This window comes from Novosphingobium sp. PhB55 (genome assembly GCF_004368805.1).
Lineage (GTDB): Bacteria > Pseudomonadota > Alphaproteobacteria > Sphingomonadales > Sphingomonadaceae > Novosphingobium.
In genome coordinates, this window is sequence record NZ_SODQ01000015.1 from 1 (window position 1) to 24,403 (window position 24,403).

At 66.1% G+C, this 24,403-nt stretch carries 23 protein-coding genes and 1 tRNA gene; 8 read left to right on the forward strand and 16 right to left on the reverse strand.

The genetic code is table 11. The features are described 5' to 3' along the window. Positions 1-222 precede the first annotated feature (222 nt). From EDF57_RS24425 to pepN, 9 genes are all read right to left on the reverse strand, one after another. Positions 223-573 carry an MbcA/ParS/Xre antitoxin family protein gene (locus EDF57_RS24425; protein ID WP_134096262.1) on the reverse strand — a complete coding sequence of 117 codons (351 nt, stop codon included), beginning with the start codon at positions 571-573 and terminating at the stop codon, positions 223-225. A 204-nt stretch (positions 574-777) separates the two neighbouring features. Then, entirely contained in the window at positions 778-2,040 is a 1,263-nt protein-coding gene (locus EDF57_RS24430) for a tyrosine-type recombinase/integrase (protein ID WP_134096263.1), read from the reverse strand. Between the two features lie 166 nt (positions 2,041-2,206). Further along, positions 2,207-2,280: transfer RNA gene (locus tag EDF57_RS24435), tRNA-Gly, on the reverse strand. 124 nt (positions 2,281-2,404) lie between these two features. Continuing rightward, positions 2,405-2,941 (reverse strand): adenine phosphoribosyltransferase, encoded by a 537-nt coding sequence (locus tag EDF57_RS24440; protein ID WP_132269769.1) that lies wholly within the window; start codon positions 2,939-2,941, stop codon positions 2,405-2,407. A 92-nt stretch (positions 2,942-3,033) separates the two neighbouring features. Beyond that, positions 3,034-3,846: a cytochrome c1 gene (locus EDF57_RS24445; RefSeq protein ID WP_134096264.1), complete on the reverse strand. Its 813-nt coding sequence runs from the start codon at positions 3,844-3,846 to the stop codon at positions 3,034-3,036. 28 nt (positions 3,847-3,874) lie between these two features. Further along, positions 3,875-5,188, reverse strand: a complete 1,314-nt coding sequence (locus tag EDF57_RS24450; RefSeq protein WP_132269765.1) for a cytochrome b N-terminal domain-containing protein — start codon at positions 5,186-5,188, stop codon at positions 3,875-3,877. 23 nt (positions 5,189-5,211) lie between these two features. Further along, the gene (gene petA / locus EDF57_RS24455; RefSeq protein WP_132269763.1) at positions 5,212-5,745 is read right to left on the reverse strand and encodes a ubiquinol-cytochrome c reductase iron-sulfur subunit; all 534 of its coding nucleotides are present in this window, start codon (positions 5,743-5,745) and stop codon (positions 5,212-5,214) included. A gap of 285 nt (positions 5,746-6,030) precedes the next feature. Further along, positions 6,031-6,801 (reverse strand): peptidoglycan editing factor PgeF, encoded by a 771-nt coding sequence (pgeF, locus tag EDF57_RS24460; RefSeq protein ID WP_134096294.1) that lies wholly within the window; start codon positions 6,799-6,801, stop codon positions 6,031-6,033. Positions 6,802-6,817: 16 nt separating this feature from the next. Then, positions 6,818-9,472: an aminopeptidase N gene (pepN, locus tag EDF57_RS24465; protein ID WP_134096265.1), complete on the reverse strand. Its 2,655-nt coding sequence runs from the start codon at positions 9,470-9,472 to the stop codon at positions 6,818-6,820. An 82-nt stretch (positions 9,473-9,554) separates the two neighbouring features. Between pepN and EDF57_RS24470 the strand changes: the two genes are divergently transcribed. Beyond that, entirely contained in the window at positions 9,555-10,415 is an 861-nt protein-coding gene (locus tag EDF57_RS24470) for an SDR family NAD(P)-dependent oxidoreductase (RefSeq protein ID WP_134096266.1), read from the forward strand. On the opposite strand, the gene EDF57_RS24475 is transcribed toward EDF57_RS24470, so the two are convergent. Further along, on the reverse strand, positions 10,325-11,212 hold the full coding sequence (locus EDF57_RS24475) for a DMT family transporter (RefSeq protein WP_134096295.1): 888 nt from the start codon (positions 11,210-11,212) through the stop codon (positions 10,325-10,327). The two genes, EDF57_RS24470 and EDF57_RS24475, sit on opposite strands and share 91 nt — an antisense overlap. A gap of 29 nt (positions 11,213-11,241) precedes the next feature. Then, complete coding sequence (locus tag EDF57_RS24480) at positions 11,242-12,237, reverse strand: beta-eliminating lyase-related protein (RefSeq protein WP_134096267.1); 996 nt, start codon at positions 12,235-12,237, stop codon at positions 11,242-11,244. Between the two features lie 62 nt (positions 12,238-12,299). Between EDF57_RS24480 and EDF57_RS24485 the strand changes: the two genes are divergently transcribed. Further along, complete coding sequence (locus EDF57_RS24485) at positions 12,300-12,590, forward strand: GNAT family N-acetyltransferase (protein WP_134096268.1); 291 nt, start codon at positions 12,300-12,302, stop codon at positions 12,588-12,590. A 39-nt stretch (positions 12,591-12,629) separates the two neighbouring features. Here the strand turns inward: EDF57_RS24485 and EDF57_RS24490 are convergent, their stop codons facing one another. Then, a complete protein-coding gene (locus tag EDF57_RS24490) occupies positions 12,630-13,853 on the reverse strand; it encodes a M20 family metallopeptidase (RefSeq protein ID WP_134096269.1) in 1,224 nt (407 codons plus the stop codon). A gap of 37 nt (positions 13,854-13,890) precedes the next feature. After that, the gene (locus EDF57_RS24495) at positions 13,891-15,270 is read right to left on the reverse strand and encodes a lipopolysaccharide biosynthesis protein (RefSeq protein WP_132269751.1); all 1,380 of its coding nucleotides are present in this window, start codon (positions 15,268-15,270) and stop codon (positions 13,891-13,893) included. A gap of 180 nt (positions 15,271-15,450) precedes the next feature. Between EDF57_RS24495 and EDF57_RS24500 the strand changes: the two genes are divergently transcribed. After that, positions 15,451-16,206, forward strand: coding sequence for a phosphocholine cytidylyltransferase family protein (locus EDF57_RS24500; protein ID WP_132269749.1), 756 nt, complete (start codon positions 15,451-15,453; stop codon positions 16,204-16,206). A 53-nt stretch (positions 16,207-16,259) separates the two neighbouring features. On the opposite strand, the gene EDF57_RS24505 is transcribed toward EDF57_RS24500, so the two are convergent. Both EDF57_RS24505 and EDF57_RS24510 read right to left on the reverse strand, forming a co-directional pair. Next, positions 16,260-16,715, reverse strand: coding sequence for an HIT family protein (locus EDF57_RS24505; RefSeq protein WP_243841282.1), 456 nt, complete (start codon positions 16,713-16,715; stop codon positions 16,260-16,262). A 13-nt stretch (positions 16,716-16,728) separates the two neighbouring features. After that, positions 16,729-17,865, reverse strand: a complete 1,137-nt coding sequence (locus EDF57_RS24510; RefSeq protein ID WP_134096270.1) for a CDP-alcohol phosphatidyltransferase family protein — start codon at positions 17,863-17,865, stop codon at positions 16,729-16,731. Positions 17,866-18,036: 171 nt separating this feature from the next. On the opposite strand from EDF57_RS24510, the gene EDF57_RS24515 reads away from it, so the two are divergent. From EDF57_RS24515 to EDF57_RS24525, 3 genes are all read left to right on the forward strand, one after another. Beyond that, on the forward strand, positions 18,037-19,080 hold the full coding sequence (locus tag EDF57_RS24515; RefSeq protein ID WP_132269745.1) for a diacylglycerol kinase family protein: 1,044 nt from the start codon (positions 18,037-18,039) through the stop codon (positions 19,078-19,080). A 94-nt stretch (positions 19,081-19,174) separates the two neighbouring features. After that, positions 19,175-20,089 carry a hypothetical protein gene (locus EDF57_RS24520; RefSeq protein WP_134096271.1) on the forward strand — a complete coding sequence of 305 codons (915 nt, stop codon included), beginning with the start codon at positions 19,175-19,177 and terminating at the stop codon, positions 20,087-20,089. After that, positions 20,086-20,871 (forward strand): nucleotidyltransferase family protein, encoded by a 786-nt coding sequence (locus EDF57_RS24525; RefSeq protein WP_134096272.1) that lies wholly within the window; start codon positions 20,086-20,088, stop codon positions 20,869-20,871. Before EDF57_RS24520 ends, EDF57_RS24525 begins: the two co-directional genes overlap by 4 nt. A gap of 55 nt (positions 20,872-20,926) precedes the next feature. Here EDF57_RS24525 and EDF57_RS24530 read toward each other — a convergent pair whose 3' ends face one another. Then, entirely contained in the window at positions 20,927-21,424 is a 498-nt protein-coding gene (locus EDF57_RS24530) for a DUF2141 domain-containing protein (protein ID WP_134096273.1), read from the reverse strand. Between the two features lie 265 nt (positions 21,425-21,689). On the opposite strand from EDF57_RS24530, the gene rpe reads away from it, so the two are divergent. Together rpe and EDF57_RS24540 are read left to right on the forward strand one after the other, a co-directional pair. Then, positions 21,690-22,352 (forward strand): ribulose-phosphate 3-epimerase, encoded by a 663-nt coding sequence (rpe, locus tag EDF57_RS24535; protein WP_134096274.1) that lies wholly within the window; start codon positions 21,690-21,692, stop codon positions 22,350-22,352. Between the two features lie 196 nt (positions 22,353-22,548). Next, a complete protein-coding gene (locus EDF57_RS24540) occupies positions 22,549-24,387 on the forward strand; it encodes a heparinase II/III family protein (protein ID WP_314469077.1) in 1,839 nt (612 codons plus the stop codon). Positions 24,388-24,403 lie beyond the last annotated feature (16 nt).

A 24,403-nucleotide genomic window follows, 5' to 3' on the forward strand; every position in this document is an offset into this window, starting at 1 on the left:
TTGACTGCTCGATATCCACTCGCAAGGCCTCCATGTGCCCCGCGAAATTCACACCAATGCCGCTCTGTACAAGGCCGGGTTCCGTCGGCGCTTACGAAGAACCGCTGTTCCCTTGGGATTGAAACGGAGCTAAAAATTTTGGCGCCACGGGAAGAAAGCGTCTCACGAACGTAGATCGGGTTCACCGCCCTATAAGGTTGCCGTAGTAGTGCGTGGAGCCAGCTAGGTGTAAATGCCCGCATCCACCGCATCGATATATTTAAGCACTTTATTGACCCCGCCTGCCTGAACAAGTTGAATCGCCGTCTGGCCCGAAAAGCCCGGCAGCGGCTCAGATCTATACCAAGCGTAGGCGATAAGGTTCGACCCGAAGCGAGCGGCCGCCTTGTTGATGACTTCGATCATTTCCCGCAGCCGGCGCTGCGTTTTGTCGGAGCGCAACCGCTCCTTGCGCTGAACGGCGTCACGGCCGAGGCCTGCGGAACGAGCCACTTCGCCGCTGGTCGTGCGAAATTCCGCCGCGATTTTGCTCGGAGCAAAAAGCCCGTGATCGCTATACTCGAATAGAGCCATGACACGTGCCTTACGCAATCATTTTCGCTCATTGTAGCGTCACCCTTGGCGGGAGCCAAGGTTCGAAAGCGCTTGAGGCCTGACCGCGCCTTGAATTTCAAAGCGAAAGCTTGGTCGCGGATACCTAGCCGAACACATAATGCTGCAAACCTTCGCCCAAACGCTGCTCTGCGCCCGATGGGGCGTTCCGCGAACTGCACCTGTCTACACGAGCGTCAGCTTCGGCCCTCTCCGACCAAAGTCGGGGCGAATGACCTCAGCGCCTCCTCGCAGCTGATCAAGGTAATCCGACCAATGCTGCATCATGCGAACCCGCTCGTCCCAGTGCTGGCCTCGCGTGTAAGCCCGTCGAACGGAATTCGGCTCCGCGTGGGCAAGCTGCCGCTCAATTGCGTCCGGGTTCCAGGTGCCCATTTCGTTCAGCAGAGTGGCCGCCATCGCGCGGAAACCATGTGCGGTCATCTCATCCTTTTCATAGCCCATCCGCCGCAACGCCGCATTGATCGTGTTGTCCGACAGAGGGCGCTTGGTCGAGCGCATTCCCGGAAATAGATACATGCTGAAATTCTCGCCGTGGTCGATCTCCCCGATAATTGCGAGCGCTTGACGGGAAAGCGGGATCGTATGTGGGCGGCGCATCTTCATTTTGTGCGGCGGGATAATCCAGACCGAGCGGTCAAGATCGAGCTCCTTCCACTCGGCATGCCGTAGTTCGCCGGGACGGACGAACGTGTGGGCAAGCAGGCGCAGCGCGATGCTGGTGTACTTCGCGCCGTCATAGTCATGGATTGCACGCATGAGCGCTCCGACCTGTTTGGGTGCCGTTATGGCCGGCCGGTGCACGACCTTGGGGGTTACGAGAGCGCCGCGCAGGTCGACACACACGTCCCGCTCCGCTCGCGCCGTCGCAACCGCATAGCGAAAGATCTGGCCGCACAGCGCTCTCAGGCTGGTAGCAGTGTAAAACTTTCTCGTGCTTTCGATTTTCTTGAGTGACAGCAGAACCTCGTGCGCAGTGATCTGGGAAATTGGGCGATTGCCGATATCGGGCATGACGAGGCTCAGCTGCCATTCGCACTTCCTGATCGATTTGGCCGATTTTTCTTCCAGCCGCATCTTCTCTAGCCACTCCTCTGCCACCGACCGGAACGTGTGTCCCGCTGCGATCGAGGCGGCCATTTTGTTGAGCTTTGCCTGATAGACCGGATCGATGCCCTGCTTGAGCTGCCGGCGCGCTTCAAGCAGCCGCTGGCGTGCCTCAGCGAGGCTGACTTCCGGATAGCGGCCGAAAGAGGCGGTGCGTTGGAGTTGATGCAATTTGAAATTCATTCGCCAGTAGCGGGCGCCGGAAGGCTTCACGAGCAGGTAGAGCCCGTCACGGTCGGACAGCTTGTAAGGTTTTTCCCGCGGGCGGGCACGATCGACCGCCGTGGCCGAGAGACCAGATCTTTGTGATTCGCGCGTCATCGCGATGGTACCTCCAACAGCTCAACAGAACCGCAGGACCATTCATGGCGCCAACTCTGACTGAGATGTTGGTGAACATATCCGGAACTGCCCGGACATTATAACACCCAAGAATGGCGGAAAACAGCCATTCACGAACCCTTTTGAGCACTTGTGAGAAACGCAATGGAGCGGGTAGCGGGAATCGAACCCGCATAGCCAGCTTGGAAGGCTGGAGCTTTACCACTAAGCTATACCCGCCCATCTCAGGGCCAGTCCGGATCGAGGGACTGTGTCCAGCGTCGTGGCAGCCGCTTGCCACGACAGGACCGGCCTCGTCAACGTCTTCCTTGCAACTTGTTGCGAAGGAAAACGGGCTTCGGCCTTAGTGGCCGGGATAATCCAGGAGCGCGTGAGGCGTGATGCCGGCGGTGCGCAGGCGTTCCGCACCGCCAAGGTCGGGCAAGTCAATGGCGAAGAGGGCGTGGTCGACCGTCGCTCCCGCGCGGCGGAGCAGTTCGACGGCGGCCAGCGCGGTGCCGCCCGTGGCCAGCAAGTCGTCGATCAGGATCACGCGGTGGCCCTCTCCCACGGCCTCGGGATCGACTTCCAGCGTGTCGGTGCCGTATTCCAACGCATAGTCGATGGCGATGACGGGGACCGGCAGTTTGCCCGGCTTGCGGATCGAGACGAAGCCCAGGCCCAACCGCGCCGCAATGGCGGCGCCGAAGATGAACCCGCGGGCCTCGACACCGGCGATGACCTCGGCGCCGGAAGCCTTCACGGTCTCTGCCATGAGTTCCACGGCCGCGGCGAAGCCTGGGCCATCGCCGACCAGGGTCGTCACATCGCGGAACAGGATGCCGGGCTTGGGGAAGTCCGGCACGGTGCGCACCAGCGCCTTGATCTCGTCGAGGGTCATGGCTCCATTCCTTAGGTGGCTTGGCGGACAAACGAAAGAGGCCCCCGCCATCGCTGGCGGGGGCCTCTTTCCTCAGGGTTCTGGCGGAAGCCTCAGTGCTTCTTGCCGGCCCAGATGTTCCGGTAGGACATATAGCCCAGGATCGTCGCGAAGAGCAGGAAGCCGAGCACCGGCCAGCCGGTCTGCTTGCGCTTTTCGAGCTTGGGTTCAGCCGTCCAGATCAGGAACGCCGAGACGTCCTTGGCCATCTGGTCCTTGGTGGCCTTGGTGCCGTCGCTGTAGGTCACCTGGCCATCGGCGGTGAGCGGCGGCGGCATCGCGAGGTTGAGGTTCGCGAAGTAGGGGTTGTAGTGCAGGCCATCGGGCGTCTTCGAATCCGGGAACTTCTTCAGAAGCTCGGCCGGCTGGTCCTGATAGCCGGTCAGCAACGAATAGACGTAGGCCGGGCCTTCGTGGCGAGCCTTGGTGATCAGCGACAGGTCAGGCGGGGTGCCCTGGCCGCCGTACATCACCGGCGGGAAGTAGTCGGTCGTCATGCCTTCGCGGGTGTTCACTTCGCCGGTCGCGTTATTGTAGACCGGAACCTGGAAGCCCTTGGCGATGGCCTTCACTTCGGCGTCGTTATAGCCGAGCGCAGCCAGGTCGCGGAAAGCGACGTGGCGGATCGCGTGGCAGACCGAGCAGACTTCCTTGTAGACCTGGAAGCCCCGCTGAACCTGCTGGCGGTCGAACTTGCCGAAAGCGCCGTCGCTGGCGAAGCTCACTTCCTTGGGGAGGAGGTGGAACTCGTGCTCCGCGGTGGCGGCCGGCGGTTCGGTGATCTGCTGGTAGGCCCCTTTGCCGAAGGACCACGCCAGGGCTACCGTGAAGAACAGCCCGACGAGGATCGAGAGAATGCGTGCCATGTCTATCGTCTTTCGCTCTAGCTGTTGATCACGCTTCGCCGTGAACGGCTTCGGTGGCGCCATGGGCGGGGCGCAGTTGCGCGCCTTCGTCATGGCCCAGCACCGATTCCGTAATGGAGAAGGGCAGCGGGTCGGGCTTCTCGATGGCCGAGACGATCGGGATGACGATCAGGAAGTGCGCGAAGTAGTAGAGCGCTGCGATCTGGCTGAACATCACGTAGGGTTCGGCCGCAGGCGCACCGCCGCAATAGAACAGCACCGCCATGGCCGGGATCAGGCCGAAGAAGAAGAACTTGCGATAGAGCGGCCGGTACGAGCCCGAGCGGACCGGCGAACGGTCGAGCCAGGGCAGGAAGAACCACACGAGGATCGCGCCGAACATCGCCAGCACGCCCATGAGCTTGGCCGGGATGAAGAAGAAGTCCTGGGTGAAGGCACGCAGGATCGCGTAGAACGGCCAGAAGTACCATTCGGGAACGATGTGCGCGGGCGTGCTCATCGGGTTGGCCGGAATGTAGTTGTCCGGGTGGCCCAGCGCGTTCGGGAAGAAGAACAGCGCGGTGCAGAACAGGATCGCGAAGACGCCGATCGCCCAGCCGTCCTTGGCTACGTAGTAAGGGTAGAAGGGAACCGTATCGCTCTCGGTCTTCACTTCGACGCCGGTCGGGTTCGAGGAGCCCGGGATATGCAGCGCCCAGATGTGCAGGATTACCACGCCCACGATGACGAAGGGCAGCAGGTAGTGCAGCGAGAAGAAGCGGTTGAGCGCGGCATTGTCCGGGGCGAAGCCGCCGAGCAGCCACTGCTGGAGCGGTTCGCCCACGAAGGGAATCGCGCCGAACAGGCCGGTGATGACCTTGGCGCCCCAGAAGCTCATCTGGCCCCAGGGAAGCACGTAGCCCATGAAGGCCGTGGCCATCATCAGCAGGAAGATCACGACGCCAAGCAGCCACACCATCTCGCGCGGGGCCTTGTACGAACCGTAGAAGAAGCCGCGGAAGATGTGGACGTAGATGACGACGAAGAAAGCCGAGGCGCCGTTGGCATGCGCATAACGCATCATCCAGCCCCAGTTCACGTCACGAACGGTCTGTTCGACAGTGTCGAAGGCGACCTGCGTATTGGCCGCGTAGTGCATGGCCATGACGATGCCGGTGACGATCTGCAGGACGAGGCAGAGCGCGGCGAGGAAACCGAAGTTCCAGAAATAGTTCAGGTTGCGCGGCACCGGATAGCCGCCGCCGACCGAGTTGTAGACGAGGCGCGGCAGGGGCAGCCTGTCGTCCATCCACTGCATGAAGGGATGGCTCGGTTTGTATTCCTTGGCCCAGGGAAAGCTCATGTTCTTGATCCTCTCTCTTGGCCTCAACCGATCTTTACGACCGTGTCGGTGGTGAACGCGTAGTCCGGAACTTCGAGGTTCTTGGGCGCAGGGCCCTTACGGATACGGGCGGCAGTGTCGTAGGAAGAACCGTGGCAGGGGCAGAAGTAGCCGCCGAATTCACCGCGCGGCTCCCCTTCGCCGGCGCCGAGCGGGACGCAGCCGAGGTGGGTGCACACGCCCATGGTGATGAGCCAGTTTTCCTTGCCTTCCTTGGTGCGTTCCTCAAGCGTCTGCGGGTCGCGCAGCGAGGAAACGTCCACCTTGTTGGCTTCCGTGATTTCATGCGGCGTCAGGTTCCGCACGAAGACCGGCTGCTTGCGGAAGATTGCCTTGATGGCCTGACCGGGCTGGATCGACGAGATGTCGATCTCGGTCGAAGACGCCGCGAGAACGTCCGCGGATGCGGACATCTGGCTGACCAGCGGGACGACGATGCCCACGCCGGCGACACCCGCCGCGCTTACCGCGGCGATATTGATGAAATCGCGCCGCCGCACGCCATCTGCTTCTGCCATGATTGCCCTTGCCTTGTTATTGACAACCTACTCCCGGGATTCCGGTAGCAAGCCCAGATTCCTGACCAATTCTATTTTTTGTCTGGTATCCCCGTAAACGGCCCCCCGTTGACGGTTAGATGCCTCGGGAGCGACCCGAAACGAATACCGACTTTGCGGCCCTGATATACAGGGAAGCCAGCCCTGCCAACCGCCTTTTTGGTTGGGCAGGGATGGATCGTCATCAACAAATTCAAGGTATAACTGTTCGGCGGCGCCCTCTGTCGGGCCGTGAACGGGGCAAGCTCAGGCCAGTCCGATCACCGAAATCTGGCGTCCGTAGCTGGCCTCGGCCCGGTGGGTGGCCCGGCGGTAGGAATAGAAACGCTCCGGCGCTGAATAGGTATCGAGGCCCAGGCGCTCCACCGCGCCGATTCCGGCCGCTTCCAGCCGCACAGCGACATAATGCTCCAGGTCGAACTGCCAGTGCCCTTCCCGCCCGGACGAGAAGAAGCGCGCATTGCCGTCTTCCCCGGCCAGAAAGCGGCTGCGGAAGCCTTCGTCCACTTCGTAGGAAGCCTGCGAGATGCAGGGGCCGACTGCCGCGACGATGCGCGAACGCGCCGCGCCCAGCGATATCATCCGAGCGATGGTGCTGTCGGTGACGCCGCTGATGGCGCCCTTCCAGCCGGCATGGGCCGCGCCGACGACGCCGGCCTCCCGGTCTGCAAGCAGCACCGGCGCGCAGTCCGCCGTCACCACGCCGATCAGCACCCCGGGGCGATCGGTGACGAGGCCATCGGCATGGGGCCGCTCGGCGTCGGACCAGAGCGCCTCTCCCAGGATCACGCAATCGGGCGAATGCACCTGGTAGACCGAGGCCAGCGGTGCGCCGGGCAGCACGGCATCGGCGGCGCGGCGGCGGTTTTCCGCCACCGCCGCCGGTTCGTCCCCCGAACCGAGGCCGACATTGAGGCCCTCGACCTCCCCGCTGCTCACCCCGCCGCGGCGGCCGAGGAAGCCGTGCGGCAGCCCTTCCAGCACGCCCGCCCGGTTGACTTCGACAGCCTCGGCCACGGAATCGCCCGCCGATTCAGCCAAGGCTCTTGCTCACCTGTTCGCGCACATCGCGCGAGAGGTTGGGTTCGGCGGCGATCTTCTCCAGTTCCGCGCGCATCATCGCCGCGCGGCCGGGTTCGATCCGGCGCCAGCGCCCGAGCTGCGGCACGAAGCGCGCGGTGGTCTGGGGATTTATCGGGTCGAGCTGGCGGATCAGGTTTCCGATCATCCGGTAGCCCGCGCCGCTGGCGTCGTGGAAGGCTTTCGGGTTCACCGCCGCCGTCATGTAGAGCGCGCGGGCGCGATTGGGGTTGTTCAGCGTGAACTCCGGGTGCCGCGCCAGCGCCTCGATATGCTCCAGGACCTGCGGATGGAACGAGCCTGCCTGCAGCGCGAACCACTTGTCGATGACGAGGGCATTGCCCTGATAGCGGCGCAGGAAATCGGCCAGGGCCTCCTCGCGCTCGGGGCCGTCGAGGTTGCAGAGCACGGTCAGGGCCGACTGGCGGTCGGTCATGTTATCGGCCGCGCGGTACTGCGCGATGGCGCGGCGCGCGCCCTCGGCGGCATCGCCTGCGGCGATCAGCACCAGCGCCTGGGCCTTGGTCTTGCGCGCGCCGCGGGCGGCGGCATCGCGGCTGTAGAGCAGCGCGGAGACGCGGTCGTGCAGCGTTCCCAGAAGTTCCGCCAGTTCGCCGCCCAGCCAGGCCTTGAGCGCCTCGCGCTCCTCGTGGATCGCGGCAGGATCGGCCACGAGCACCTGCTCGGCCAGGTAAGCGACGCCCGGCAGGACCATGAGTTCGCCGCGCATCAGGTCATCCAGCGCCGCATCGGCCAGCACCGCGGCGAAAGCCTCGCCGATCGCCCGGCGGCCTTCGGCGCGGGCGGCATCCGCAAGCCCGCCGCCCACGGCCGCTACCAGATGCTGCACGACCAGGCTCTGCATCGCCTCGTAACGGGCGAATGGATCGTCGTCGTGCGCGGCCAGGAAGACGAGATCCTCGTTCGAACGCTCCATGTCGATGGCGACGGGCGCCGAGAAGCCGCGGTTGATCGAAACGACCGGCGGGCGCGCGAAGCCCTCGAAGGCAAAGCTGTCGCTGCCCTTGTCCAGCACGACGAGCTGCTCGCCCGAATGACGGCCGCTGTCGCGATCGAACAGGGCGACGCGCAAGGGGATCGGCACGGGCTGCTTCTCGGGCTGGCCGGGCGTGGCGGGCACGATCTGGGTCAGCGTGAGCGTGGCGGTCTCGCCCTCGTGCGCCAGTTCGACGGCCACTTGCGGAGTGCCGGCCTGCGAGTACCACAGGCGGAACTGCGCGAGATCGAGCCCGGTGCCGTCCTCGATGGCCTTGACGAAGTCCTCGCAGGTCGCCGCCTCGCCGTCGTGGCGGTCGAAATAGAGGTCGGTGCCCTGGCGGAACGTTTCGGGTCCGGCCATGGTCCGCATCATGCGGATCACCTCGGCGCCCTTGTTGTAGACGGTGGCCGTATAGAAGTTGCTGATTTCCTGATAGGAATCAGGCCGGATCGGATGGGCGAGCGGCCCGGAATCCTCAGGGAACTGGGCCGAGCGCAGGACGCGCACATCCTCGATGCGCTTCACGGCCTCGCTGCCCATGTCGGCGCTGAACAGCTGGTCGCGCAGGACGGTGAAGCCTTCCTTGAGCGAAAGCTGGAACCAGTCGCGGCAGGTCACGCGGTTGCCCGACCAGTTATGGAAATACTCGTGGCCGATCACGCTCTCGATACCGTCGTAATCGGCGTCGGTGGCGGTTTCCGGCTCGGCAAGGACGTAGCGGGTGTTGAAGACGTTGAGGCCCTTGTTCTCCATCGCGCCCATGTTGAAGTCCGACACGGCGACGACATTGAACAAGTCGAGATCGTACTCGCGCCCGAAGGCCTGCTCGTCCCACTGCATCGAGTGGATCAGCGAATCCATCGCGTGCCCGGTGCGCTGCTCGTCACCCGGGCGCACCCAGATGTTGAGGTCTACCTTGCGGCCCGAGCGGGTGGTGAAATCGGCATGGTTGGCAACGAGATCGCCTGCGACGAGCGCGAAGAGATAGCTCGGCTTCGGCCAGGGATCGTGCCACTCCGCCCAGTGCGTGCCGTTCTCGCCCTCGCCCGTGGCGGTGCAGTTGCCGTTGGAGAGCAGGATCGGGAAGCGCGCCTTGTCACCGCTCATGCGCACCGAATAAGTCGAGAGCACGTCCGGCCGGTCGGGGAAGAAGGTGATGCGGCGGAAACCTTCGGCTTCGCACTGGGTGCAGAGCATGCCGTTCGAGGCATAGAGACCCATGAGCTGGCTGTTGGCCGCGGGATTGACCGCGGTCTCGATCTCCAGCTCGTGCGCCTCGCCGCTGAGTTCAACCAGCAGGTCGGCACCGTCCATGCGCCAGTCGTTCACGGATTCGCCATCCACGCGGATCGCCAGCGGGGTGAGCTGGTCGCCGTTCAGGCGCAGGGTCGCGGTGCCGTTGCCTTGCGGATTGCGGCGGACCGAAAGCGTGGAGAGCACATGCGTCTCGTCGATGCCGAGGCGGAAATCGAGCGCGATCTGCGGCACCAGCCAGGCCGGGGCCAGATAGTCCTCCCGGTGGATGACCGGCGGCGCCTGGGGCGCGGGGGCAGCATCGGCGATCTGCGGATTGGCGTCGGGCGTGGCGGGGGTGCTGGCAATGTCCATGCCGCTAAACTAGAGCCTTGTGCATCGAATGCCAGTCATGGCGCGACGAATTCACACGCGAATCAAGAGGAGTGCCCCGCCGATGCCCGCCGCGATACCGAAGCGACTGTTCATCTTCGGGCTGGGCTATACCGCGCGGGTGATCGCGGATCGGGCCTCGGCCCGCGGCTGGGAAGTGATCTCCACCGGCAGCGAAGGTACCCTCTCCTTCGAAGACGAAGGCAATGTGCGCCTGGCCCTGGCCGATGCCGATCATGTGCTGTCCTCCGTTCCGCCCGGCAAGGAAGGCCGGGGCGAGCCTCTCGATCCCGTGCTGGAGCGCTACGGCGATGCCTTGAAGGGGCTGGCGCTCTCCTATCTTTCCTCGACCGGGGTCTACGGCGACACCGGCGGCGCCTGGGCGGACGAGAGCGCGCCGGTCGGCACGGGGCGGCGCACCGCCAGGGCCGAGGCGGACGGCGAATGGCTGAAACTGGGCGCGCGGGTCTATCGATTGCCCGGCATATATGGTCCGGGTCGTTCGGCACTGGACCGGGTTCTCGAAGGCCGCGCGCACCGGATCGCCCTGCCCGCGCAAGTGTTCAGCCGCGTCCATGTGGCAGACATCGCTTCCGGCGTGATCGCCGGCCTGGAAGGACCGGCCGGGGCCTACAATCTGGCCGACGACCTGCCGTGCAGCCAGAATAGCCTGGTGGAGGAAGCCTGCCGCCTGCTCCGCCAGCCGCTGCCGCCGATGCAATCGGTGGAGGAAGCGCGGCTGTCGGCCATGGCGCGGGGCTTCTATGCCGAGAACCGCCGCATAGCCAACGGCAAGGCGAAACGCGTGCTTGGCTGGCGCCTGCGCTTCCCCACTTACCGCGAAGGGCTGCGGGCCCTCAGCGCCACGACCAGCCCGACCGTCGCCAGCGCCGCCCCGGCAATCGCCAGCAGCGACCAGCGATAGCCCTCGAACGCGGTCGAGATCAGCATGGCAATGATAATCACCATCACCCCGTTGTAGGCCGCCTTGCCCGCTCCCAGCTGGCGGATCAGCGTGTAATAGAGCGGGAACGTCACCACCGAACCGAGAATGGCCAGATAGGCCGTGCCCATCCAGTATTTCGGATCGGCGGGGATCACCGGCGGACCGGCCAGAGCCCAGGCAATCGCGACATCGGCCAGCGTTCCGTAGAGCATGGCCCAGGACAGCAGGCTCACCATCGGCAGCGCCTTGCCGGTGTCGTTGGCCTGGATCACGTTCGAAACCGAAGCGCACATCATCGCGATCAGCGCGAAGACCGTACCGAGCAGGACCTTGCCGCCCAGCGGGGCCTCGTGCGCTTCGTGAAGCAACAGCAGCGCCAGGCCGGCGATGGCGATCGCGCTGCCGATGGCAAAGCGCCAAGTGATCGGCTGGCCCAAAAGGAGGCGCGCCAGGATCGCATTGGGCACCAGCAGCAGCCCGATCATGACCGCAACGATACCCGAAGTGAGGTGCATCTCGGCGCGGTAGACGAAGTTGTAGTTCCCGCAGAACTGCGCCACGCCCACGGCCAGAGCCAGCAACTGGCCCGCGGTGCCGAGCCTCAGGCTCTTCTTCATCACCACCGCCACCAGGAACATCGCCGGCGTCGCCAGCACGAAGCGCCAGGCGACCGACCAGCTGGCGGGCACTTCCCCGATCTGCCCGGTGATGACGAACCAGGTCGATCCCCAGATCAGCGCGACCAGCAGGAACGGCAGCGCCACGGCGGGCTTCATGAAGCCCGGTACAGGCTCGGCCGCGCCGCTCACAGCCCGGCAATCGCTTGGGCGAGGGCCGCGACATGGTCTTCGCGCGAATCCCAGGCAGTGACGAGGCGGGCGGCGTGATCGCCCCAGTCGTAGAACGCGAAGCCCTGTTCGCGCAGCGCCAGCCGCTCCGCCGCGGTGGACGTCAGGAATATCTCGTTCGCTTCCACCGGATGCAGCAGGCGGTCCCCGGCGGCGGCGGCGATCTCGGCGGCAGCCGCATTGGCCGCGCGGGCATTGTCCAGCCAGAGGTCGCTTTCCAGCATGGCGAGGATCTGCGCCGCCAGATAGCGGCCCTTCGATTGCAGGTGCCCTGCCCGCTTGCGGCGGAAGCGCACTTTCTCGGCCATGGAGCGATCGAAGAACACGATGGCCTCCGCGCTCATGGCGCCGTTCTTCACCATGCCGAAGCTGAGCGCATCCACGCCGCCCGCCGTCATCTCCGCGCTGCCGCCGAGAAACGCCGCGGCATTGGCGAAGCGGGCGCCGTCCATATGCAGGCCCAGCTCCCGATCGCGTGCGAAATCGGCAAGGGCCGCCAGTTCGTCCGGCCGGTAGACGCGGCCATATTCGCTGGCCTGAGTGATCGAGATCGCATGGGGCTGCACCTGGTGCACGCCGTCGCGAATCGGGTCGATCACTTCGGCGATGGCATCGGGCGCGATCTTGGCGCCCTCTCCGCCGGCCAGCAGCAGCTTGGCGCCATGGAGATAGAAGCCGGGCGCGCCGCCCTCGTCCATCTCGATATGGGCCTCGCGGTGGCAGATCACCGCTCCGTGCGGCTCGACCATGGCGGAGAGCGCCAGGCAGTTCGCCGCCGTTCCCGTCGCCACCCAGAGCGCCGCGCAGTCACGCCCGAACAGCGCGGAAAAGCGCGCGTCCAGCTCCAGGCTCAGCCCGTCGCCGTCGTAAGGCGAATCGGGAGCGTCTGCCGCCATCATGGCTTTCCAGACCTTCGGGTGGACCCTTGCGGCGTTGTCGGAGAGGAATTTCATGACCATATGCCCTGTAAGCGGACGCACGCGCCGTCAAGCGGACCTTTTCAGGAGACATGTCCATGGTAGGCGTCACCATCACCAAGCACGAGACCGCAACCGGCGGCGAATACCAGGCGCACCTTGCGGACAGCGACGCCACCGGCCAGCTGACCTGGCAGACTCGCGACGGCGTCCACTATGCCGACCACACCCTCGTTCCTTCGGAAATCGGCAATCGCGGCGTGGCGGCACGGCTGGTCGAGGCGATGGTCGCCGACGCGCGAGAAAACCACTTCAAGATCGCCCCTTTGTGCAGCTACGTGGTCGCGGCCTTCCGGCGGCATCCCGAATGGGAAGACGTGAAGGCCTGATTCTCCGAGAACATGCCTCGGCCGAGGGCGTCGTCTGCGCTAGTTGAAGCCGCGCGCGAGCCAGTCCTGCGCGAGGCCGGCCAGGAAGGCCGAACCGCGCGGGAGGGCGCTTTCGTCCACCATCATGCGGGTGGAATGGATGCCGCAGCAGTGCTTCCAGTCCGCGCCTTCCGGGGCAACGCCCAGGAAGAACATCGCGCCCGGCACTTTTTCAAGCACATAGGCGAAGTCCTCCGCGCCCATGATCGGATCGGGCAGGCGCCGGAAAGCCTCGCTGCCGAACAGGTCCCGGGCCACGCCCTCTCCCAGGGCCACCGCGCGCGGATCGCAGATCGTCACCGGGAAGCCGTCGAGGATCGTCGTGTCGCCGGTCAGCCCATGCGCCCCGGCGATTCCCGCGACCAGCCGCGGCAATTCGTCCTTCAGCCGCGCGCGATTCTCACGCGAGAGCGTGCGCATCGTGCCGGTCAGCCGCGCGCTGTCGGGAATGACGTTGTGGGCGCTGCCCGCCTCGATGCGGGCGATCGTCACCACCACCGGATCGAACACGCTGAAACGCCGCGCCACCATTGTCTGGATCGCCGAGACCACTTCGCAGGCGACGGGCACGGGGTCCGCCGTGTCGTGCGGCATCGAGGCATGGCCGCCGCGCCCGGTAACGGTGATGCGCAATTCGTCGGCCGCCGCCATCAGCGGTCCGGCGCGCCCGCCGATGACGCCATGCGGGGCATTGGGCATGATGTGGAGCGCGAAGGCGGCATCGGGCAGAGCCCGGTCCTGCCCCTCACCGCCCAGCAGCCCATCTTCCAGCATGAAGCGGGCGCCGTGATGGCCTTCCTCCCCCGGCTGGAACATGAAGCGCACTTCGCCGGGCAGGCTTTCCGCGCGGGCGGCCAGGATTTCCGCCGCCCCCGCCAGCATGGCGACATGAGTGTCGTGCCCGCAGGCATGCATGACGCCGGGCACGGTCGAGGCGAAGTCCAGCCCGGTTTCCTCGGGCATGGGCAAGGCATCGGTATCGCCGCGCAGGAGCACACAGCCCCCGCTTCCCGCGCCGCCCTTCAGCGTGGCGACAAGGCCCGTGGTCGAGGGCCCTTCACGCCATTCGAGAGGGAGATGGGCCAGCGCCGCGCGGATCTTGTCGCGGGTCCTGGGGTTGTGCAGCCCGATCTCGGGTTCGGCGTGAATGGCGCGGCGCAGCGCGACGATGCGATCGGCGAGGCCCGCAGCCTCCTTGGCCAGAGTGTTCGCGGTAGAGAGCATCGGGGCATGATACCCCTCCAGCCGCGCCTGTCGAGCGTCAGGTCACGGCCGAATCGGCCACGGGCAGATCGCCCTCGGGATCGGGCATGATGCTGATCTCGTTCCGGTCGATCTGCTGGAGCGTGCGCCAGGCCATAAGGCCCATGACGATGTAGGACACCGCGCCGCCCACCGCGACCGCCCAGGCCGCCCCGCTGGGGCCGACCGGAAGCAGGAACACCAGCCCCACGGCCAGGCCGATCAGCGCGATCAGGCGGGCGACCAGCGAGTGCCGCGCCCGGCCGGTGGCATGGAGCACCGGTTCGAAGGCGACACTGGCAAGGTCGAAACTGGCCGCCAGCGTCAGGGGCACGAGGATCGCGGCGCCCTGTTCGAAATCATCGCCGCCGATCACTTCCAGCATCTGCTTGCCCAGCAGCACCGCCACCGTGACCACCACGATCCCGGCCAGGCCGGCGATCTTGCTGGTCTGGAGCGCCAGCTTGCGGAACTCCGCCGCGGCCGAGGAGACGCGCGCGCGCGCCACTTCGGCATAGACCGAGCGCGTCAGCAGCGAGGACAGCTTGCTCAGCGCCTGCGACAGCTGCGAGGCGAGGCGATAGAGACCCGCCGCCTTGGTGCCGACCCAGGCGCCGACGATCAGCAGCGGGCCGTTCTTCATCGCCGCATCCAGCGTGGACGCAACGTAAGTCTGCATGAAGAAGCGCGTGACGCCGGGATTCTCGTCGATCGCCTTGCGCCAGTTGCGCAAGTTCGAAAGGTTCACCGCTTCGGGGCAGAGCCGGCGCGCCATGATCCAGTAGAGCAGCGCTTCGAGAATATCGATCGCGGCCCAGGCGAACAGGAACCGGCCGACGCTGGGGCCGGTCATCCAGATGACGAGCGACGCCGCCAGCCGGCCGCTGGGCACGATCGCCTCTACATAGACGGCCATGTCGAAGCGGTTGAGCGCGCGGACGATGCCGGTGGGCGCGGAGACCAGCGCCCAGAGCGACCCCACGCAGAACCAGAAGGCCACGTCGATGAAGTGCGGGTTCAGCTCCAGCATATGGGCGAAGCCGTAGATCAGGACTGCCGCCAGCCCGCAGCCGATGATCGCGCCCACGGCATCCAGCAGGCCGCAGAGCATGCCCAGGCGGCCCAGCTTGCCCCAGTCCTTTTCATGGACGTGCTCGCTGCCGTAGCGCACGACCACGCGCCAGGTCTGGAAGCTGGCCAGCGCGATCAGCGCCTGCGCCGTTCCGAAGATCAGCGAAAAGTGGCCGAAATCCTTGAGGCCCAGCGAGCGGGTCTGGATGGCGAGGTAGGCAATGCCGCAAACGGCGCCGAAACCTTTGCCGCCCAGCAGCCAGGCAGTGTTCTGGAGTATCCGCCCTAGCGGAGATTTGCTCTCACGGCGGTGAAATTTGGCGGACATCGCGGCTGCATGTGAACGAGGGGGAAGGGACTTGCAAGCTGTGCCGATCAGGGATGTCCCCATGCTGAATGAATTAATACCCGCGACCCCGGCTCAAGCCTTTCCCGCCGCATCTTTTCCTTTTGGCCGGCAATCCCTAGATGCGGGGCATCTCCCCCCTTTGACGAAGCGCGAAAATCCATGATCGAACACGCCATCCTCCTCAGCGCCGGCCAGGGCTCGCGCCTGCTCCCCCTCACCGCCGAGCGGCCCAAGTGCATGATCGACTTCACCGGCAAGTCGCTGATCGAATGGCAGATCGAAATGCTCGCGCGCGGCGGGGTGAAGCGGATCGACGTCGTCACCGGCTTCATGACCGACATGCTGGAAGAGCATCTGAACCGCATCGACGATCCGCGCGTGGAAGTGACGGTTCGTTTCAACCCGTTCTTCAAGGTGGCCGACAACCTCGGCTCCTGCTGGATCGCGCGCGAGGCCATGCGCGGCGACTTCCTGATCCTGAACGGCGATACCCTCGTTTCGGAGGAAATCGTGAACAAGGTCCAGCAGGGCGCTACCGATCCGAACGGCAAGCCCTGGCCGATCACCGTCACCGTCGACGTGAAAGCCGAGGGCTACGACAGCGACGACATGAAAGTGGAGCGCGAGGGGGACGGCCGGCTCGTGCATATCGGCAAGACGCTGACGGCCCGGCAGTCCAACTCCGAATCGATCGGCTTCCTCGCCTTCCGCGGCGAAGGGGCGGACCTGTTCCGCGAGACCGTGCGCCAGGCCATGCGCACGCCCGAAGGCGTCCAGCACTGGTATCTCAAGGTGATCGATTCGATCGCGCCCACCGGCAAGGTCGGCACCGTCTCCATCGAAGGCCTCGACTGGGCCGAAGTCGATTTCCTCAACGACATCGAAATCGCCACGAAGCTCACCGATACCTGGTGAGCCGAGGGTTTTGATCGTCCCGGATCATGTCCGGGACGATGCTTTGCGGTCGATCAGCCGAAGTGCGCCTTCAGCCAGGCCACGAGCGCTGAAAGGTCATCCCCCTCCAGCGCCACGGCGTGGCCGAGATCAGGCACTTTCGGCCAGCCGCAGTCCACGAACTCGCGGCCCTGCCACTCGCGCGCGCCCTCGTAGCGGGGGATGACGTGGAAGTGGACATGGGGATCCACCATCATCAGCATGAGATAGTTGAGCCGGGCATAGCCGACCGCCTTCCCCAGGGCCGCTTCGATCGCGGCCGTGGCGACCTTGAGTTCGGCATGCGCCTCTCCGGGAAGATCCCCGAAGGCGGTGGCATCGGATTTCGCCGCCAGCACCAACGATCCCAGCGTCGGCTGTGCCGGACGGGCCAGCACCACCCAATGCGCGAATTCCGCGACGAGGGTATGCGGGTGCCCGAACTTTTCCATCGTCGCATTGGCTGCGACATTGCCCTGCATCGCGTTCATGGCGGTTCCTTCTTCAGGCGTCCGAGAGCCAGGAGGTGATCGTACCGCCTCGCGCCCGCACGATCCATGCCTGGACCAGCCGCACGGCGTGGATGAGGCAGGAAATCGCCGTCCACCAGGCCACCGCGATCAGGCCGATGTCGGGACGCGCGAACAGCATCGCCACGAACAGGATGACCATGTTCGGGTTGCGGCGCGCGGTAATCAGGCGGAACTGGCTGTCGAACTTGCGCCATACGTGGATGTGCATGAGGCCGTTCTGACGCATGAACACGCCCTCGATCAGGCGCTGCACCACGTAGCCGCCCTGGATCGCGCCCTGCACCCACCAGAACGTCGCGTCATCGTAGGCCAGGCCCCAGGTCGCCAGGCCCGTCGCCCAGAACCACCACCAGAACGGCGGATGGACGAGATCCATGCCGTGGTCGGCCACATTGCCCCATTCCGAGGACGTGATCGTGCAGCGTGCCAGCTTGCCGTCCACGGTATCGAGCACCATGAACACCAGTCCCAGCGCCATGCCCAGCCAGTAGTGCCCGTAAGCGAAAAGCACCGTGGCCAGCACGCAGAAGGCCGCGCCCACCGCCGTCACCATGTTCGGGGTGATGTGCAGTTTCGCGCAGATTCGCGTCAGCACCAGCGCCCATTCGGGCCAGAGGTACTTGGTCAGCACATCGGTCACGCCCTTGTAGGCGCCGAAGTAGCTGGCACGCTCGATGGTGCGGACGGTCTCGGGCGTGAGCGCCATGAGGAACGGCGTCTCGCGCTTGCGGAGCGTCTTGTTCTCGATGGTGGGCCCGCTTTCGTAGGTCACGATATCGAGGCCCGCCGTATCGGCGAGCGGCGTTCCGGCGGCCATCGCGGCGGTGATTCGCGCGGCCTGGCCGGCGTCGGCCGCATGCGCCAGGGCGGGGATGCCGCCCAGCGTCAGGACCATGCCGGGCCGCGCTGTGACGTATTTGAACCAGGCCGGATCCCACGCAAAGGCGGCATTGGACAGGATGGAAGGGCCGGACGAGGCGTCCTTGCCGAAGGAGGCGCCGTTCGCCCGGGCGATGCGTGCAACGCGCTCGGCCATCGTCAAACCCCAGAGCTGTACGGGGTTCGCGCCGATGGTTGCGGCGTGGGGGGGAGTGTCCTGAGTGACCATGTTTTCGGCCGTAATCCGTGGAACCGCGTGACGCAACGGCGGGACTTGCGGAAAACGCGGCAGATTTTGCCGGTCTTGCAAGTGGCGTAAAAACGCCATACAACTGTAACCTTAATGTGTCAGTGAATGTTTCCTGATGATTTTCGTCTGCGGCATCCCTACATAGGGCCCGTGTACGGAACCATTTACGAATTCGAAACGCTGCCGACCTTCGGTGAGCACGGCAAGCGCAAGGCCACTGGTCCTGCGCGTGTGGCGCGTCGTGGGCGCGCCGTTCCTCTCGTTGGCATCATTCGCAATCCTCGTAGCCACCGGAACAAGGGCCGGGCGGCAGAGATGGAGGATTGCTCCAACATCCTGACCGAGACCCCGCGCACCCGCTCGGAACTCTACAGCGTGCTTGACGGCTTTGCCCGTCGCGGTGTGGACTATCTCGTGGTCGACGGCGGCGATGGCACCGTTCGCGATGTGCTGACGTGCGGCGCGGACATCTTCGGTGACGAATGGCCCACGTTCATCATCCTGCCCAAGGGCAAGACGAACGCGCTGGGCGTAGACCTCGGCCTGCCGACCCACTGGTCACTGGCAGAGGCGCTGGCGGCTGCGCACAAGGGCAATACCCTCACGCGCCGTCCCTTGCGCATTTCCGCCAATGACGGCAGCAGCGGCTGCATGCAGGGCTTCATCCTGGGCACCGGCGTATTCACGCTGGCGACCGAGGCCGGCCAGGAAGCGCACCGCCGCGGCGCCTTCAACAGCTTTGCCGTGGGCCTCAGCATCCTCTGGAGCATCATCCAGTCGCTGTTCGGCCGCGACGGCAATCCGTGGCGCGCCTGCACCCCGACGCGCCTGGTCGATCGCCACACCGGCCGCGACCTGCCCTATGACGGGCCGGGCCGTGCGGACGAACGCTTCATGGTCGTCGCCACCACCTTCGAGAAGTTCCCGCTCGGCGCGCGTCCCTTCGGCCGCGATGTCGCCCCGGGGATGAAGCTGGGCGTCATCGACTGGCCGGTGCGCTGGGTCATGGCCCTGCTGCCGGCGATCCTCTTTGGCCTTTCCGGCAAGTTCCTGGAACGCCGCGGCACCCACCGCGTCTGCGCCAGCGCGGTTGACCTGGAAATCGGTGGCTCGTTCATTCTCGATGGCGAGGTTTTCCCTGCGGGCGACTACCTGCTCGAGGAAGGGCCGCAGCTGACTTTCGTGGTCCCCTGATCCGCCGGATCCGGCCCCTCTCCTCTCACTTTTTGGCCAGGTTTGTGACACCGGCATGCTTGCTTTTACCACGCCGGTGCCCGAGCATGCTTTCATGACCCAAGACCTGGAAGGGCGCATTGGCCAGGCGCTGCAGCGCGCCGTGGTGCCCGAAGTCCGTGCTTTCGCGGAACGCCTTGCGCTGGCTGCCGGCAATGCCGTGGCCGTGCTGTTCTACGGCTCGAACTTGCGCACCGGATCGCTGGAAGGCGTGCTGGACTTCTACGTCCTCACCGAAGGCCCCCAGGCCGAGAAGATCTGGCCGCGCGTCAGCTATCACGAATGGACCTTCGAAGGCGTGCCCTTGCGCGCGAAAGTGGCGACCATGGCGCTGGATACGTTCCGCGCCGCTGCGGCCGGCGAGCGGCTGGACACCACCATCTGGGCCCGCTTCGTCCAGCCGAGCGGCATCGCCTGGCAGCGTGACGAGGCCGCGCTCGGCCGCGTGACCGCCGCCGTATCGGGCGCGGCCCGCACCGCCGCGAGGCTGGCCGTGGCGCTCGGGCCGGCGACGGGCACTGCGGAGGACTACTGGCGCGCCCTGTTCCGCGCGACTTACGCCGCCGAGTTCCGGGTGGAGAAGGCCGGGCGCGAGGATTCGATCCTTTCCGTCAACCGCGAACATTTCGACGGCTTGCTGCCGCTGGCCCTTGCCGCCGACGACATCGCCTTCGAGCGCCTGCCGAACGGCGCCTTCCGCCCCGAACTTTCCGAGCGCGACCGCACCCGGATGCTGGACTGGTGGAAGCGCCGCCAGCGGCTGGGCAAGCCCTACAACGTCCTGCGCCTGCTGAAAGCCTCGACCACGTTCGAAGGCGCCGCGCGCTATGCCGCCTGGAAGATCGAGCGCCACACCGGCGTGCCGGTCACCATCACGCCCTGGCGCGAGCGGCATCCGGTGCTTTCCGCGCCCGGTGTGCTCTGGCACGTCTGGCGCACCCGCAAGGCCATGGAGCGCAAACCGGCATGACCCCCTCTCCCTTGCCCGCCGCGCTGATTCTCGCAGGTTCCCGCCCCGGCGCACCCGATCCGGTCGCAGCGGCCGAAGGCCTGAGCCACAAGGCCTTGGTGGAACTGGAAGGCCGGCCGATGCTCGCCCATGTCGTCCAGGCCCTGCGCGATGCCGGCATCGCGCGCCTGGCGGTGGTCGCCAACGATCCCGCCGTGATCGCGCTCGCGGAACTGCTGGGCTGCGAGACGATCCCCGCCGCCGCCGGTCCCAGCGCCAGCGTGGCCGCGGGCTTCGCGCGGCTCGGCGCGCCGATGCTCGTCACGACCTCCGACCATGCGCTGCTGCGCGGCGAATGGGTGCGGGACTTCCTGCTCGACACCCCGGAGGAAGCCGACGTTTCCGTGCTGCTGGCGCGGCGGCAGGCGATCGAAGCGGCCATGCCGGGATCGCGCCGCACTTATCTGCGCTTTGCCGACGGCCACTGGTCGGGCTGCAACCTGTTCCTGCTGAAGACGGCCCGCGCCGAAGCCGCGATCGAGACCTGGAAGCTGGTGGAGGCGGACCGCAAGCGCCCGTGGCGCATCGCCGCCAGGCTCGGCCTCGGCATGTTGGCAAGCTATGTGCTTGGCCGCCTGACCCTGGCGGCCGCGCTTGCACGACTGGGAACCCGGATCGGCCTCAAGGCCCGCCTCGTCGCCGCGCGCGACGGATTGGCGGCGGTCGACGTCGACAAGCCCTCCGACCTCCTGGACGCACGCGCCATCCTGGCCCAGCGCCGCGAAGCCGCCGCCGGATCCTGAGACTGCGGCAACGCACGCGCCGAAATGCCCCCGAGGGGGCATTCCATCCAATCTGTTACATGTAGCGCATCTGGATGCGGATCGACTTCACGTCATTGCCCACCGGCACGCCGACCTTGGTGTAGCTGGGCTTGCCGAGGTTGAAGATATTGATCGAGGGGTTGTTCGACATCGCGCCGCCATCAGTGCTGATGTCCGTCGAGCCATTGCCGTTCACGTCGTGGCGCACGGCGATGCCGTAAGTGCCCGGCGCCGGGACGGGGACGCAGAACGTCATGGTCCCGGCCCTGGCGGCCACTTCGATCCGCTTCAGCCACTTGCCCTTGGCCAGCCACTCGCCGGAGGTGGCGCGGTAGGACTGGACGCGCAGGCGTCCCTGGGACGACTTGATGCCGTCCACCGTAACCATGATCGCGGGGCCGCCGCCGGAACGGCACTGGCTCATGTCATTGCGGATTTCGTCGCGATACTGGGCCGCGGCCGGCGCCGACAGGGCCAGCGCGGCCAGGCCGGCGGCAACTGCGATGGGGGCCTTGGGGAACTTCAATCTCATCTCCGGTTCCGTCACTCGTTCACGAGGGTTGCAGGGAAGCAAGCCCGTGAAATGTCTGGCGCCGCACTGCCATCGAGGCCGTGAATGCACTCTGAACTGGCGATCCACAAGCGCCGCGCCGGAGCGGCTGCAAGGGACGGAGCCCGGTCCGCTCGGTCGATTTAGGGAACTTCCTCCATATGGCGTGTGGAAAACGGGCCGGGCGCGCTTGTACCCCCCAGATATGGTGGCCTATCCTTCGCATCGAGGAGTACCGTTCTTAACCATGACCACGCCGCTGATCTCGCCCTCCATCCTTTCCGCCGACTTTGCCCGCCTGGGCGAAGAGGTTCGCGCGATCGACGAAGCCGGCGCCGACTGGATCCACGTCGACGTCATGGACGGCCACTTCGTACCCAACATCACCATCGGCCCGGCCGTGGTGAAGGCGCTGCGCCCGCATTCCGCCAAGGTCTTCGACGTGCACCTGATGATTTCGCCGGTGGACAGCTATCTCGAAGCCTTCGCCGAAGCCGGTGCGGACTACATCACCGTGCATCCCGAAGCCGGCCCTCACGTCCACCGCACGGTGCAGACGATTCGCGGCCTGGGCAAGAAGGCGGGGATCTCGCTGAACCCGGCCACCCCGGCCAAGATGCTGGACTACCTGATCGACGATATCGACCTCGTCCTGATCATGAGCGTCAACCCCGGTTTCGGCGGCCAGAGCTTCATCTCCAGCCAGCTTCGCAAGATCGAGGCCGTGCGCAAGATGATCGAGAAGTCGGGCCGCGACATCCGCCTCGAAGTGGACGGCGGCGTCGATGCCAGGACCGCACCTCTCTGCGTTTCGGCTGGTGCCGACGTGCTCGTCGCCGGTTCGGCCACGTTCCGCGGCGGCCCTTCGCAATATGCCGCCAACATCCGCGCCCTGAAGGGGCTCGATTGAGGCGGTGAAGCTAGACACCCCTCCGCGTCCCCGAAACGGGAACCCGGACGGGCTCCGGGCCATTTCCCCGGGAAGTGAGGCAGCCGATGAGTCGGGCGACATGCTTGCAGGCGGGCTCACAGGCAAGTCGGGGGGCGGGCCTCAGGGCGGTAACGAGGAGGGTGTCTTGAATCAAAGCGTTACCGGATCGCCGGCCGTGACACGTTCCGAAACCGACATCACTGATATCACCGCCTTCACTGGCGACGACTTTCACGATTCCGACCTCCTGCCGCCCCGCGCGGAAGTCCAGGTGGAAGTCGCGCAGATCGAGGGCGGCCGGGCGCTGGCCCTGGCCGATTTCTCGCCGCCTTCGGTCGGGCCGGGCGAGCGGCTGATCCGCTTCGCCTATCGCCTGGGCATTCCCGGCACCATGCTCTCGGCGCCGATGGGCAAGAAGGCCCGCACCCGGCTGCTCGCCACGGTCAGCAACACGCTTCCGGGCAATGCCGCCGCCGGAACCGCCCTGCGCGCGGGACATTTCCTGATCCACGGCGCCCGCACGCCCGTGGCCCAAGTCGATTTTGCCGGCCCGTCGCGCGTGACGCCGCCGCTGGAGCGCGTGGTCCACAGCTTCTCCTGGCTCACCGACCTGGAGGCCTGCGCCCCGCGCGAACAGGGTACCGCGGTTGCCGAGCGCATTCTCACCGCGTGGCTCCAGGCCAATCCCAAGCCGCCGGCCAAGCCGGGCAAGGGTCCGGCCTGGGACGTGGGCAACACCGGCGCGCGGCTGATGAACTGGCTGGCCCATGCCCCGCTGATCCTCTCCGGCGAGAAGACCCTGCGCAACCGTACTTTGGCGCACATTTCCGAGACCGCGCGCTGGCTGGACCGTCATGTCGGCCGGGCGGAAGACGGGATCGCCGAAGTCGCCGGGTGGAGCGCCATCGTCGCTGCCGGCCTGTTGCTCCCCGAAGGTCGCCCGCGCCGCCTCTACGGCGAGGCGGGGCTGATCAAGGCCCTGGGCGAACTGATCGGCGACGACGGCGGCGTGCTCTCGCGCAGCCCGCTGGCGCAGATGGAAGCGATCGCCCTCCTGGTGCGGCTGCGCAACTGCTATCACGCCACCCGCCGCGACGCGCCCAAGGCGGTCGAGCGGGTGATCGAACTGCTCATCCCGCCGCTCCTGGCGCTGACTCACGGCGACGGTTCGCTGGGTTCGTGGCAGGGCGGCTGGGCGATCGACGGAGAGGACGTCAACGCTCTCGTCAAGGCGACCGGCGTGCGCACCCGCCCGCTGCGCGATGTGCGCCAATGGGGCTATCAGCGCGTGCTGGCACACAAGTCGATCCTTCAGTTCGACACTGCGCCGCCGCCGCTGCCCGCCCATGCCCGCTACGGCTGCGCTTCCACGCTGGCCTTCGAGATGTCCCACGCGGGCCACCGCCTGGTCGTCAACTGCGGCGGCGCGGCGAGCGGCGGCGGGCTGGTGCCGGTGCGCTTGGAACAAGGCCTGCGCGCGACCGCCGCCCATTCGACGCTGACGCTGGACGATGCCAATTCCACCGCCGTCCTCATCAACGGGGCCATCGGCGGCGGCGTCAGCGAGGTCGATATCGATCGCAAGACGCTGACGCAGGAAAACGGCGGCAACGCCACCCGCATCGAGGCGAGCCACAACGGCTACGAGGCGCGCTACGCCCTCACGCACCGCCGCATCCTGATCCTGCGCGACGACGGCAGCGAACTGCGCGGCGAGGACGTGCTGATCCCCGCGGGCCGCAAGGCCCAGCGCGGCAAAGTGGGCTTCGCCATTCGCTTCCACCTCGGCCCGGAAGTCGAAGTCGCCCTCACCGAGGACGGCCAGGGCGCCGGCATGGCCCTGCCCGACGGCAGTCTCTGGCAGTTCCGCAGCAGTGCCGGCGAAGTGATCCTGGAAGATTCGCTCTGGGTCGACGGCCAGGGCCGTCCCCAGGCGACGCAGCAGCTGGTGATCCAGGGTCTCGTCTCGCGCGGAGGCGGGAATTTCGGTTGGTTAATCAAGAAAATGGGGTGAAATGCCGCGACCGGCC

What these genes read in the sequence shown, in the direction of transcription:
- EDF57_RS24530 (WP_134096273.1), bottom strand. Translation starts at nt 21,424, where the DNA reads ATGAGATTGAAGTTCCCCAAGGCCCCCATCGCAGTTGCCGCCGGCCTG.
- EDF57_RS24485 (WP_134096268.1), top strand. Translation starts at nt 12,300, where the DNA reads ATGGTAGGCGTCACCATCACCAAGCACGAGACCGCAACCGGCGGCGAA.
- EDF57_RS24470 (WP_134096266.1), top strand. Translation starts at nt 9,555, where the DNA reads ATGCCCGCCGCGATACCGAAGCGACTGTTCATCTTCGGGCTGGGCTAT.
- EDF57_RS24495 (WP_132269751.1), bottom strand. Translation starts at nt 15,270, where the DNA reads ATGTCCGCCAAATTTCACCGCCGTGAGAGCAAATCTCCGCTAGGGCGG.
- EDF57_RS24500 (WP_132269749.1), top strand. Translation starts at nt 15,451, where the DNA reads ATGATCGAACACGCCATCCTCCTCAGCGCCGGCCAGGGCTCGCGCCTG.
- pepN (WP_134096265.1), bottom strand. Translation starts at nt 9,472, where the DNA reads ATGGACATTGCCAGCACCCCCGCCACGCCCGACGCCAATCCGCAGATC.
- EDF57_RS24475 (WP_134096295.1), bottom strand. Translation starts at nt 11,212, where the DNA reads ATGAAGCCCGCCGTGGCGCTGCCGTTCCTGCTGGTCGCGCTGATCTGG.
- EDF57_RS24480 (WP_134096267.1), bottom strand. Translation starts at nt 12,237, where the DNA reads ATGAAATTCCTCTCCGACAACGCCGCAAGGGTCCACCCGAAGGTCTGG.
- petA (WP_132269763.1), bottom strand. Translation starts at nt 5,745, where the DNA reads ATGGCAGAAGCAGATGGCGTGCGGCGGCGCGATTTCATCAATATCGCC.
- EDF57_RS24425 (WP_134096262.1), bottom strand. Translation starts at nt 573, where the DNA reads ATGGCTCTATTCGAGTATAGCGATCACGGGCTTTTTGCTCCGAGCAAA.
- EDF57_RS24450 (WP_132269765.1), bottom strand. Translation starts at nt 5,188, where the DNA reads ATGAGCTTTCCCTGGGCCAAGGAATACAAACCGAGCCATCCCTTCATG.
- EDF57_RS24440 (WP_132269769.1), bottom strand. Translation starts at nt 2,941, where the DNA reads ATGACCCTCGACGAGATCAAGGCGCTGGTGCGCACCGTGCCGGACTTC.
- EDF57_RS24445 (WP_134096264.1), bottom strand. Translation starts at nt 3,846, where the DNA reads ATGGCACGCATTCTCTCGATCCTCGTCGGGCTGTTCTTCACGGTAGCC.
- rpe (WP_134096274.1), top strand. Translation starts at nt 21,690, where the DNA reads ATGACCACGCCGCTGATCTCGCCCTCCATCCTTTCCGCCGACTTTGCC.
- EDF57_RS24520 (WP_134096271.1), top strand. Translation starts at nt 19,175, where the DNA reads ATGACCCAAGACCTGGAAGGGCGCATTGGCCAGGCGCTGCAGCGCGCC.
- EDF57_RS24525 (WP_134096272.1), top strand. Translation starts at nt 20,086, where the DNA reads ATGACCCCCTCTCCCTTGCCCGCCGCGCTGATTCTCGCAGGTTCCCGC.
- EDF57_RS24430 (WP_134096263.1), bottom strand. Translation starts at nt 2,040, where the DNA reads ATGACGCGCGAATCACAAAGATCTGGTCTCTCGGCCACGGCGGTCGAT.
- EDF57_RS24505 (WP_243841282.1), bottom strand. Translation starts at nt 16,715, where the DNA reads ATGAACGCGATGCAGGGCAATGTCGCAGCCAATGCGACGATGGAAAAG.
- EDF57_RS24490 (WP_134096269.1), bottom strand. Translation starts at nt 13,853, where the DNA reads ATGCTCTCTACCGCGAACACTCTGGCCAAGGAGGCTGCGGGCCTCGCC.
- EDF57_RS24510 (WP_134096270.1), bottom strand. Translation starts at nt 17,865, where the DNA reads ATGGTCACTCAGGACACTCCCCCCCACGCCGCAACCATCGGCGCGAAC.